Source organism: Variovorax sp. BGA-UO-ETr-C22 (assembly GCF_059567965.1).
This window is the reverse complement of the sequence record NZ_JCAQPA010000007.1, coordinates 304821-316583: the sequence shown is the minus strand read 5'-3', so window position 1 is coordinate 316583 and position 11763 is coordinate 304821. Positions and strand designations below refer to the sequence as shown.

The following is an 11763-nucleotide window of genomic DNA, read 5'->3' as shown; positions in this document are numbered from 1 at the left end:
ACGGGGGCGTCGGAATCTTAGGCCGCGCGGGCGCTGCTGACCATCGCGCCCGACGCGGCGGCCAGGCGCCACAGGCGCGCGGCGCGGGCCGCGAAGATGCCGCTGAAGGCGCCGTACAGCGCCGGCACGCCCAGGGCGAAGGCGGCCTGGTGGCGCAGCTCAGGGTGCAGGGCCAGCGACACGCCCACCACGTACTTGGTGAGGAAGATGCCCATCATGAGCATCAGCGGCACGGCGGTGCCGGCCACCTCGAACTGGCGCGCCGCGGCGTCGTAGCGCGTGGTCGCCGGCAGCGGACGGCGCAGCACCAGCGCCACGAGCAGCAGCGCGGCCACGGCCCAGCCGAGCAGGGCGCCGGCCGACTCGCCGGACACCGACACCACGCCCCAGAACGACAGGCCGGCCATGGCGACCGGCATCACCAGCACGCGGTTCAGGCCGATGCGGTTGGCCACCAGCTGCCGGCCGCCGAGCCAGGCCAGCAGGACGAACACGGCGAACACCCACTTCGGGGTGTGAAGAAGGATTTGCATCAGCATGGGAGGCTCCGTTCGGTTGGAAGAAGACAAAGAGGGCAGGGAATCGATGGAGCGGACTGTGCCAATGCCGCCCAGCCGCCGCCATGGCCATGCGACGAAATGCGGGTGGGCGGCGTGAAGTGCCGGCCACCGGCGCGAATGGCGAGCGCGGGATGGCAGGGTCGCCACGCAAACGGAAGCTTTACCGTCGCTTTACGGCACGGAAAACTGCGGGAGTGATATTTCGCGCTGTACTCTAGGCCGCCTCCCTTCAGGCCGCCTTTTCGCACCCCTTCGCACGCACCGCCCATGGATTCCCAAACGCCCCCCGAACCCCTGCCACCCGTCGTGTCGCCGACCCATCCTCCGGCGCGCCGGCGCCGCTGGGTCGGGAGCCTGCTGGCCCTGCTGCTGTTGGTGGCCCTCGGGGGCGGCGCCTGGTATCTGGTCCAGCGTTCCAAATCGCCGGCGCCCGGCGCGGGCGGACCCGGAGGACCAGGTGCAGGCGCAGGCCGCCCCGGCGGCGGTGGCCCGGGCGGTCGGGCAGGCGGCGGAGGCCCGGCCTCCAGCACCGTCGGCACCGCCGTCGCGCGGCAGGCCGACATCCCGGTGCAGCTCGAAGCGCTGGGTACGGTCACGCCGCTGGCCAACGTGACGGTGCAGCCGCAGGTGTCGGGCGTGCTCACGGCCGTGCTGTTCAAGGAAGGCCAGATGGTCAAGAAGGGCGACGTGCTCGCCACCATCGACCCGCAGCCCTTCGAGAACGCGCTGGCGCAGGCCGCCGGTGCGCGCCAGCGCGACGAGGCGCAGCTGGCCGCGGCGCGCGTCACGCTGCAGCGCTACCAGACGCTGCTCGGCCAGGACTCCATCGCCCGCCAGGACGTCGACACCCAGGCCGCGCTGGTCAAGCAGCTCGAAGGCACCGTGGCCATCGACCGCGCCAACGAGAACACCGCCAAGCTCAACCTGGCCTGGAGCCGCATCACGGCGCCGGTGAGCGGGCGCATCGGCCTGCGGCCGGTGGACGCGGGCAACTACATCTCGACCGGCAGCACCGGCGGCGTGGCCACCATCACGCAGATCGCGCCCATCGACGTCGAGTTCGCCATTCCGCAAGACCGCGTGCCCGAGGTGCAGGAGCGGCTGGGCCAGGGCGCCACGCTCGCCACCACCGCCTTCGACCGCACGCGCACGCGCCGGTTGGCCGACGGCAGCTTCTCCACGCTCGACAACATGGTCGACACGCAGACCGGCACCGTGAAGGCCAAGGCGCGCTTCACCAACGCCGACGGCGCGCTGTTCCCGAACCAGTTCGTCAACCTGCGGCTGCTGCTGCGCACCGTGAGCAGCGCGGTGGTGGTGCCGGTCACGGCGCTGCGCCACGGCCCGAACGGCGACTACGTGTACGTGGTGACGGCCGAGAACACGGCCTCGCAGCGGCCGGTGACGCGCGGCGAATCGAGCGTCGATTTCGCCTCCATCACCAAGGGCCTGCAGCCCGGCGAAACCGTGGTGACCGAAGGCGGCGACCGCCTGAAGGACGGCGCGCGCGTGCAGACCACGGTCGACCGGCCGGCCGGTGCGGCCTCCGGGGCGGCAGCGCCGGGCGGACGGCGTGGAGGACGTCGGCAGGAAGGTGCCGGCGGTGCGCAGGGCGGCGGTGCTCGTCCCGCCGAAGCGGCGGCACCGGCTTCGCCATCGCAGGCACCGGCTGCACCTGCCGCCGGAACGGCTGCGCCGGCTGCAGCGCCAGCGGCAGCAACGCCTGCACCTGCAGCCACGCCCGCCAAGCTCCCCACCGCCGAGCAGCGCCAGCGCATGCTCGACGCGGCCAAGGACGACCCCGAACAACTCGAACGCCGCAAGCGTTTCCTCGAAGCCCTCGACCGCGGCGAGCCCGCCGCGCTGGAGCGCTGGCAGCGCATGGCCGAGCGCGGTGGCGCCGGCGGCGGCGAACGCGGCGGTGAGGGACGGCGCAGCCCATGAGCCCCTCGCGCCCGTTCATCCTGCGGCCGGTCGCCACCTCGCTGCTGATGCTGGCCATCGTGCTGGCCGGCCTGGTGGCGTTCCGCTTCCTGCCGCTGGCGGCGCTGCCGCAGGTCGACTACCCGACCATCCAGGTCCAGACGCTCTACCCCGGGGCCAGCCCCGAGGTCATGAGCAACACCGTCACCGCGCCGCTCGAACGCCAGTTCGGCCAGATGTCGGGCCTGGACCGCATGAGCTCGACCAGCGCGGCGGGCGTGTCGATCATCACGCTGCAGTTCTCGCTGGGCCAGACGCTCGACGTCGCCGAGCAGGAAGTGCAGGCCGCCATCAACGCCGGCGGCTCGCTGCTGCCGGCCGACCTGCCCGCGCCGCCGGTGTACGCCAAGGTCAACCCGGCCGACGCGCCGGTGCTCACGCTGGCCATCACCTCCGACACGCTGCCACTCACCGAGGTGCAGAACCTCGTGAACACCCGGCTCGCGCAGAAGATCAGCCAGGTCTCCGGCGTGGGCCTCGTGTCGCTCAGCGGCGGGCAGCGCCCGGCCGTGCGCATCCAGGCCAACACGCAGGCGCTGGCGGCCAACGGCATCGGGCTGGATTCGCTGCGCACCGCGATCAGCGCGGCCAACTCCAACGGCGCCAAGGGCAGCTTCGACGGCCCCAAGCGCGCCTACACCATCAACTCGAACGACCAGCTGCTCACGGTCGACGACTACAAGAACCTCATCGTCAGCTACAAGAACGGCGCGCCGATCCGCATGGTCGACGTGGCGCGCGTGGTCAACAGCGCCGAGAACACGCAGCTCGGTGCCTGGGCCGGGCGCAAGGTCGACGGGCAGGTGCAGCTCACGCCGGCCATCATCCTGAACGTGCAGCGCCAGCCCGGCGCCAACGTGATCGCCACCGTCAACGCCATCAAGAAGCAGCTGCCCGAGCTGCAGGCCGGCATGCCCGCGGGCCTGCAGGTCGAGGTGTTGAGCGACCGCACCGCCGGCATCCGCTCGTCGGTGCAGCACGTCGAGATGGAACTGGTGCTGGCCGTGGTGCTCGTGGTGCTGGTGATCTTCGCGTTCCTGGGCAGCCTGCGCGCCACCGTCATCGCCAGCATTGCCGTGCCGATCTCTCTCATCGGCAGCTTCGGCCTGATGTACCTGCTGGGCTACAGCCTGAACAACCTGAGCCTGATGGCGCTGACCATCGCCACCGGCTTCGTGGTGGACGACGCGATCGTCATGATCGAGAACATCGCGCGCTACATCGAGGAGGGCGAGAAGCCATTGCAGGCCGCGTTCAAGGGCGCGGCGCAGATCGGCTTCACGATCATCTCGCTGACCGTGTCGCTCATCGCCGTGCTGATCCCGCTGCTCTTCATGGGCGACGTGGTGGGCCGCCTGTTCCGCGAGTTCGCCGTGACGCTGGCGATCACCATCCTGATCTCGGGCGTGGTCTCGCTCACGCTGGTGCCGATGATGTCGGCGCGCTGGCTCAAGCACGAGCCGAAGAAAGATGCGTCGGGCACCGGCTTCGGCGCGCGCGCCCAGCGTTTCTTCGACGGCGTGATGGTGCGCTACGACCGCTCGCTGCACTGGGTGATCGCGCACCAGCCGCTCACGCTGCTGGTGGCGCTGCTCACGCTGGTGCTGACCGTGCTGCTGTACCTCACGATCCCCAAGGGCCTGTTCCCCACGCAGGACACCGGCCAGCTGCAGGCCCGCGTGCAGGCCGCGCAAGACGTGTCCTTCGAGCGCATGGCGCAGCTGCAGCAGCAGGCCGCGCGCGCCATCCTCGAAGACCATGACGTCGAGAACCTCAGTTCCTTCGTCGGCGTGGACGCGGCCAACAACACGATGCTGCACACCGGCAGCATGCTCATCAACCTGACCCGCAGCCACGACAACCAGCAGGAGGTGATGGAGCGCCTGCGCGAGCGCGTGCGGCAGGTGGCCGGCCTCACGCTGTACCTGCAGCCCACGCAGGACCTGACCATCGACGCCGAGACCGGCCCGACCGAGTACCGCGTGTCGCTCGAAGGCGTGAACAGCGCGCTCGTCACCGAGTGGATGCAGAAGCTCGTGGCGAAGCTGCAGGAGTCGGACAAGGTGCGCAACGTGAGCAGCGATGCCGGTGCGCAGGGGCTGGCGGCGTATGTGAACGTGAACCGCGACACGGCGTCGCGGCTGTCGATCACCGCGAGTTCGGTGGATGACGCGCTGTACAGCGCCTTCGGGCAGCGCATCGTGTCGACCATCTTCACCGAGACGAATCAGTACCGCGTGATCCTCGAGGCCCAGCCTGGCATGGTGAACACGCCGCAGACGCTGGGGCAGTTGAACCTCATTGCGGGGTCGGGCACGGCGACGCCGCTGTCGGCGTTTGCGGAGATCAGCGAGCGGCAGGCGCCGTTGCAGATTACGCACGTGGCGCAGTACCCGGCGAGTACGTTGAACTTCGATACGGCGCCGGGGGTGTCGCTCGGTGGATCGGTTGCCGCGATTCGCGCGGCGGCGAAAGAGATCGGGTTGCCGAGCAGTGTGACGATGACTTTTCTGGGGGCTTCTGGGGCCTATGAGAAGTCGTTGTCGAATCAGCTGTGGTTGATTTTGGCGGCGGTGGTTTGTGTGTACATCGTTCTTGGGGTGCTGTACGAGAGCTATGTGCATCCGCTGACGATCTTGTCTACGTTGCCTTCTGCCGGGGTTGGGGCTTTGCTTGCCTTGATGCTGACTGGCAATGATCTGGGGGTGATCGGGATCATCGGGATCATCCTGCTGATCGGTATCGTGAAGAAGAACGCGATCATGATGATCGACTTTGCTATCGATGCTGAGCGGACGCAGGGGAAGTCGGCTCGGGAAGCCATTCATCAAGCTGCTCTGTTGCGGTTTCGGCCGATCTTGATGACTACTTTGGCTGCGCTGTTTGCTGCTGTGCCGCTGATGTTCAGTTTTGGGGACGGGGCTGAATTGCGACGTCCTCTCGGGTTGGCGATCTTTGGCGGGTTGATCGTTAGTCAGCTGCTGACTTTGTTCACTACGCCTGTTATTTATCTGGCGTTTGATCGGTTGGGTGGGGGGAGTGCTCGGGCTTCTTCTTCGGAGCTTGAGGAGGAGGCGGCTTGATCTGTCTGTACTCCTGCTGCTTGTTTGCTTCCCGAGGCCGGGAGTTCCGCCCGGCGGCGGACTCACTTTCTTTTGCTTCGCCAAAAGAAAGTAAGCAAAGAAAAGGCGACCCCACTGTCTGCGACCCCTTCGCTTCGCTACGGGGCAACCTGCGGTGCTCACGTTTCGCGGGGTCTCGCAGAACTCGCTTCGCTCAAACAGCTGCGAGCCCTGATCCGCGAAACGCTCCGCTCCTCGGCGCAGCCAGAGGGGCTTTGATACCGGGCGGGCCATCGCTTCGCTCGGCCCCGCAGTACCAACAGCCGAATCCAATGCGCCTGCGCGCGGCTTCGCCTGCGCGCGGCTCCTTGCCAACAGCAAGGGCAACGCAAACGCCAACGGCAACACAAGCGCCAGCGCTCGCGCCCGCGCCCGCGCCCGCGCCAGCGCCAGCGCCAGCGCACCAACCAATCCCAGCCGCAGCAGGCGCAAAGCGCCTGCTGCGGCCCACTGGCCGAGCGCAGCGATGGCCCGTTGGTATTCAAACCCCTTCTGTATGCGCCGAGGAGCGCAGCGTTTCGCGGATCAGGGCTCGCCCTTGTTTGAGCGAAGCGAGTTTGGGCGAGACCCCGCGAAACGCGAGCACCGCAGGTTGCCCGCAGCGAAGCGTAGGGACGCAGACAGCAGGGTCGCCTTTCTTTTGCCTACGTTTCTTTGGCGAAGCAAAGAAAAGTAGGTCGCCTGCCGGGGCGAGACCCGGCCTCGGAACCCAAAAGAAGGCACTGCGATGAACCTGTCGCGCCCCTTCGTCCGCCGCCCCATAGGCACAGTCCTCCTGACCATAGGCATCGCCCTGGCAGGAATTGCAGCGTTCTTCGTCCTCCCAGTCTCCCCCCTCCCTCAGGTCGACTACCCGGTCATCTCGGTAAGAGCCTCGATCCCGGGAGCAAGCCCCGAGACGATGGCCACCAGCGTTGCAACCCCGCTGGAAAGGCACCTGGGCACGATCGCAGGCGTCAACGAAATGACGTCCACCAGCTCCGTAGGCTCCTCCCGCGTCACCCTGCAATTCGACCTCAGCCGCAACATCGACGGCGCCGCGAGAGAAGTCCAGGCCGCCATCAACGCCAGCCGCGTAGACCTGCCCGCCACGCTAAGAAGCAACCCCACCTACCGCAAAGCCAACCCAGCCGCGTCGCCAGTCATCATCCTGGCCCTCACGTCCAAGACAAAGACCCCAGGCCAGATCTACGACGCCGTCTCCAACATCGTCAGCCAGCGCCTGTCCCAGGTAGACGGCGTAGGCGACGTAGAGATCGGCGGCGGCTCGCTCCCCGCGGTACGCATCGAACTGCTCCCCTTCGCCCTCAACCGCTACGGCATCAGCACCGAAGACGTGCGCGCCGCCATTCAGGCGTCGAATGCGAACCGCCCCAAGGGCATGGTGCAGGGCGAAGGCCGCAAGCTGCAGATCTACACCCAGACCCCGGCGCTGCGCGCGAGCGACTACGCCTCGATGGTCGTGGCCTGGCGCAACGGCGCGGCGGTGCGGCTGCGCGAAGTGGCCGACGTGATCGACGGCGTGGAAGACACGCGCACGCTGGGCCTGTTCAATGGCGAGCCGGCGATCATCGTGCTGATCACGCGCCAGCCCTCGGCCAACATCATCGAGACCGTCGACAACGTGCGCGCGCTGCTGCCCGAGCTGCAGGCGCAGCTGCCGCCGGACGTGACGCTGCAGGTCGCCTCGGACAGCACCAACTCCATCCGCAGCTCGCTGCGCGAGGTGGAGATGACGCTGGTCATCGCGGTGCTGCTGGTGGTGCTGGTGGTCAGCCTGTTCCTGCGCAGCGTGCGCGCGACGGTGGTGCCGGCGGTGGCCACGGTGGTGGCGCTGCTGGGCACGTTCGGGGTTATGCACCTGCTGGGCTTCAGCCTCAACAACCTGAGCCTGATGGCGCTCACGGTGGCCACGGGCTTCGTGGTGGACGACGCCATTGTGGTGCTCGAGAACACCAGCCGCCACATCGAGGCGGGCATGTCGCGCATGAAGGCGGCGCTGCTCGGCGCGCAGGAGGTGGGCTTCACGGTGCTGTCGATCAGCGTGTCGCTGGTGGCGGTGTTCATTCCGCTGCTGTTCATGGGCGGGCAGGTGGGGCGACTGTTCCGCGAGTTCGCGGTCACGCTGTCGGCGGCGGTGCTGATTTCGCTGGTCATCTCGCTCACCACCACGCCGATGATGTGCGCGTGGATGCTCAAGCCCGGCGGCGAGCACGACAAGAACAAGCCGCAAGGCCGCTTCGGCCGCGCGGCGGCGCGCAGCTACGACTGGATGCTCAAGCGCTACGAGAGCGCACTCGACTGGGCGCTGGACAGCAAGGCGATCGTCATGGTCGTGCTGCTGGCGGTGGTGGGGCTCAATGTGTACCTGTTCAGCGCGGCGCCCAAGGGCTTCTTCCCGCAGCAGGACAGCGGCCAGCTCAACGGCGGCCTGCGCGCCGACCAGAGCATTTCGTCGCAGGCCATGGGCGCCAAGCTGCGTGAGGTGGTCGACATCATCCGCAAGGACGAGGCGGTCGACACCGTGGTGGGCTTCACGGGCGGCGGGCGCGCGGGCGGCGGCTTCATGTTCGTCAACCTGAAGCCGGCCAGCCAGCGCAAGGACAGCGGCCTGGCCGTGATCGCGCGGCTGCGTCCGCAGCTTGCGCAGGTGACGGGGCTGCGCGTGTTCCTCGGCCCGGTGCAGGACGTGCGCTCGGGCGGGCGCTCCAGCAACTCCACCTACCAGTACACGCTCAAGAGCGACAGCCTGTCCGACCTGCGCACCTGGGCCGTGAAGCTGGCCGACGAGATGAAGCAGCAGCCCACGCTGACCGACATCGACACCGACCAGGACCAGAACGGCGTGGAGACGGTGGCCAAGGTCGACCGCGACAGCGCGCGGCGGCTGGGGCTCACCTCCACCGCCATCGACAACGCGCTGTACAACGCCTTCGGCCAGCGGCAGGTGGCCACCATCTACACCGAGCTCAACCAGTACCACGTGGTGATGGAATGGGCGCCGGGCTACACGCGCAGCCCGAACGCGCTGCGCGACGTGTACGTGCCGGCCACCAAGACCTCGGTGGTCGCGGGGCAGGCGGTGACCACGCAGGTGGCGGCCACGACGTCCACGGGCGGCACGACGACGTCTGCCAGCGCCGCCGCCGCGACGGTGCCGGTGTCGGCCAACGCCGGCTCGCGCAACGCCTCGAGCGGCAACGTGCTGAGCAATACGGCCACCGCGCTGGTGCCGCTGTCGGCGGTGGCAAAGTTCGAGGAGCAGTCGGTGGCCACGTCGGTGAGCCATGAGGACGGCGAGCTGGCCACCACCATCTCGTTCAACCTGGCCGAGGGCGCCAACCTCGGCGACGCGCGCGAGGCCATCGCCAAGGCCGAGGCCAACATCGCCATGCCGACCAACGTGCGCGGCGCCTTTGCCGGCACCGCGCTGAGCGCGCAGCAGTCGCAGGGGCAGCAGGCGATGCTGATCGTGGCGGCGCTGGTGGTGATCTACATCGTGCTGGGCATCCTGTACGAGAGCCTGGTGCATCCGGTGACGGTGCTCTCGACCTTGCCTTCGGCCGGCGTGGGCGCGGTGCTGGCGCTCTTGATGTTCCGCATGGAGTTTTCCATCATCGCGCTGATCGGCGTGTTCCTGCTGATCGGCATCGTGAAGAAGAACGCCATTTTGATCATCGACTTCGCGCTGGAGGCCGAGCGCTCGCGCGGCCTGAGCCCGCTCGAGGCGGTGCGCGAGGCCTGCCTGCTGCGTTTCCGTCCCATCCTGATGACCACCCTGGCCGCCGCGCTCGGCGCGTTGCCGCTGGCCATCGGCTTCGGCGAGGGCGCCGAGCTGCGCCGGCCGCTGGGCGTGGCGATCATCGGCGGGCTCATCGCGAGCCAGCTGCTGACGCTGCTCACCACGCCGGTGGTGTACCTGCTGCTGGACAAGCTGCGCCGCCGCGGCAAGAACGAACACGCGCTGAGCCGCGCTCCGGCCGTCTGAGACCCATGACCATGAATGCCTCCTTTTCTTCTATCAGCCCTTCACGCCGTTTCTTCGCGCTGAGCACGCTCGCGCTGGCCGCCGTGCTCGCCGGCTGCGCCGCGGGCCCGGCCTACAAGGTGCCCGAGTCGGCGGCATCGGCCGGCTGGAAGGAGCAGCCCGCCGCCGACGGCTGGCTGCCCGCCGCGCCGGCCGACGCGCTCGACCGCGGCGAGTGGTGGAAGCTCTTCGGTGACGCCACGCTCGACGAGCTTGCGGCGCGCGTGCAGGTGTCGAACCAGAACATCGCCGCCGCCGTCGCCAACTACACGCAAGCGCAGGCACTGGTGCGCGAGCAGCGCGCGGGGCTGTTCCCGTCGGTGTCCTTCGACGGCAGCGGCAAGCGCTCGGGCACGGTGGGCGGCAACGCCTCGGCCAGCCCGTCGAACACCTTCGGCGCCACGCTGGGCGCGAGCTGGACGCCCGACGTGTGGGGCCGCCTGCGCGAGGCCGTGAACAGCGCGCAGGCCAACGCCCAGGCCAGCGAGGCCGACCTGGCCTCGGCGCGGCTGTCGGCCGTCGGCGACCTGGCGACCAACTACTTCTCGCTGCGCGAGGCCGACGCCGAGATCGTGCTGCTCGACGAAACCATCCTCGGCTACCAGCGCGCGTTCGAGATCACGAGCAACCGCTACGCCGCCGGCATTGCCGCGCAGACCGATGTGCTGCAGGCGCAGACCCAACTCGTGAACGCCAAGGCCGACCGCGTGGGCCTGCAGCGCACGCGCGCCACGCTGGAGCACGCCATCGCGATGCTGGTGGGCGTAGCGCCGGCCGACTTCAGCCTGCCGCCCGCGCGCTGGACGCCCACGGTGCCCGGCGTGCCGACCGGCGTGCCCTCGACGCTGCTGCAGCGCCGCCCCGACATCGCGGCGGCGGAGCGCGCGGTGGCCGCGGCCAATGCGCAGATCGGCGTGGCGCGCTCGGCTTATTACCCGAACATCTCGCTCACGGCCTCGGTCGGCAGCAACGCCAGCCGCGTGAGGGACCTCTTCGGCGCGGCCAACACGTTGTGGGGGCTGGGCCTGTCGGTGGCGCAGGTGGTGTTCGACGCGGGCGCCATCAGCGCCAGCGTCGATGCCGCCAAGGCCGGCCACGAGGCCAGCGTCGCGCGCTACCGCCAGACCGTGCTGGCCGCGTTCCAGGCCGTGGAAGATCAGCTGACCACCGGCGCCACGCTGGCGCAGCAGGAAGGCTTGCGCCGCGAGGCCACGGCAGCGGCCGACAAGACCGAGCAGCAACTGCTCAACCGGTATCGCGCGGGGCAGGTGAGCTACACCGATGTGGTGCAGGCGCAGGCCGCCGCACTGAGCGCGCGGCGCGCGCTCGTGCAGCTTCAGGTCAATCGCCAGGCCGCGGCAATCGCGCTGATCCAGGCCATGGGCGGCGGCTGGCAGGCCGACTGGATGGGGGCGACCCGCCCGGCCGGCAACAGCACTTCAAACAACAGCGCCGCTTCCCGCACACCGTAAGGGGCGGGTGTTGCGGGCGGGCATGGGAACCTGCCTGGCCCGTCGGCCCGACCGGCGCGAACACCGGACCGGGCGTCGTCGCTTCGCGGCGGTGGTCACCGCTCGGCGCTCACAGGATCGCTCTCTCCCCATCAGTGCGCTGGTCGGTCGAGGGCCTCGCCCAGGTAGTCCTTGTCTGTCACCAGGACCCAGAGGGCGAGCACCATGATCACCGCAGCCACGAGGACTGCATTGACCAGCGCCGGCTCGACCATGCGGAAGTCGAGCAACCAGGGCGACACCGCCAGCCAGGCTGCCAGCGCCACTTCGGTCCACTCTTCCCACTGGTGCGGCACGAAGGTCGCGCCCAAGGCCACGGCGCCCAGCACGATGCCGGTCGCCACCATGGTCCACATGGCGAGCGAATTGCCCTGAAAGCCCAGTACCCATGGCGAGACGATCAGCCACACGCCGGCGACGGCGTTGACGGGGTCCTGCCAATGCTTCACATGCTTCATGGTCGTACCTCCTGTCGCAGCACGACGCCACGACACTGGTTGGACTGCCACGCCGCGCCGTGGTTCCGCCATGCGGCATGGCGCGGGCCGCGCGGGGCTTGC

At 68.9% G+C, this 11763-nt stretch carries 6 protein-coding genes; 4 read left to right on the top strand and 2 right to left on the bottom strand.

The features are described 5' to 3' along the window. Positions 1-17 precede the first annotated feature (17 nt). Positions 18-539, bottom strand: coding sequence for a DUF6622 family protein (locus AC57B8_RS05335; protein WP_495270197.1), 522 nt, complete (start codon positions 537-539; stop codon positions 18-20). A gap of 288 nt (positions 540-827) precedes the next feature. Here AC57B8_RS05335 and AC57B8_RS05330 point away from each other — a divergent pair, with 288 nt between their 5' ends. From AC57B8_RS05330 to AC57B8_RS05315, 4 genes are all read left to right on the top strand, one after another. Continuing rightward, positions 828-2504 (top strand): efflux RND transporter periplasmic adaptor subunit, encoded by a 1677-nt coding sequence (locus AC57B8_RS05330; RefSeq protein WP_496478886.1) that lies wholly within the window; start codon positions 828-830, stop codon positions 2502-2504. Continuing rightward, positions 2501-5626, top strand: a complete 3126-nt coding sequence (locus AC57B8_RS05325; protein ID WP_496478885.1) for an efflux RND transporter permease subunit — start codon at positions 2501-2503, stop codon at positions 5624-5626. The genes AC57B8_RS05330 and AC57B8_RS05325 overlap by 4 nt, the downstream gene beginning before the upstream one ends. 766 nt (positions 5627-6392) lie before the next feature. Then, a complete protein-coding gene (locus AC57B8_RS05320) occupies positions 6393-9653 on the top strand; it encodes an efflux RND transporter permease subunit (protein ID WP_496478884.1) in 3261 nt (1086 codons plus the stop codon). Between the two features lie 11 nt (positions 9654-9664). Beyond that, entirely contained in the window at positions 9665-11164 is a 1500-nt protein-coding gene (locus AC57B8_RS05315) for an efflux transporter outer membrane subunit (protein WP_496478883.1), read from the top strand. 131 nt (positions 11165-11295) lie between these two features. Here the strand turns inward: AC57B8_RS05315 and AC57B8_RS05310 are convergent, their stop codons facing one another. Beyond that, positions 11296-11661: an SPW repeat protein gene (locus AC57B8_RS05310; protein WP_062474873.1), complete on the bottom strand. Its 366-nt coding sequence runs from the start codon at positions 11659-11661 to the stop codon at positions 11296-11298. Between the last annotated feature and the right edge of the window lie 102 nt (positions 11662-11763).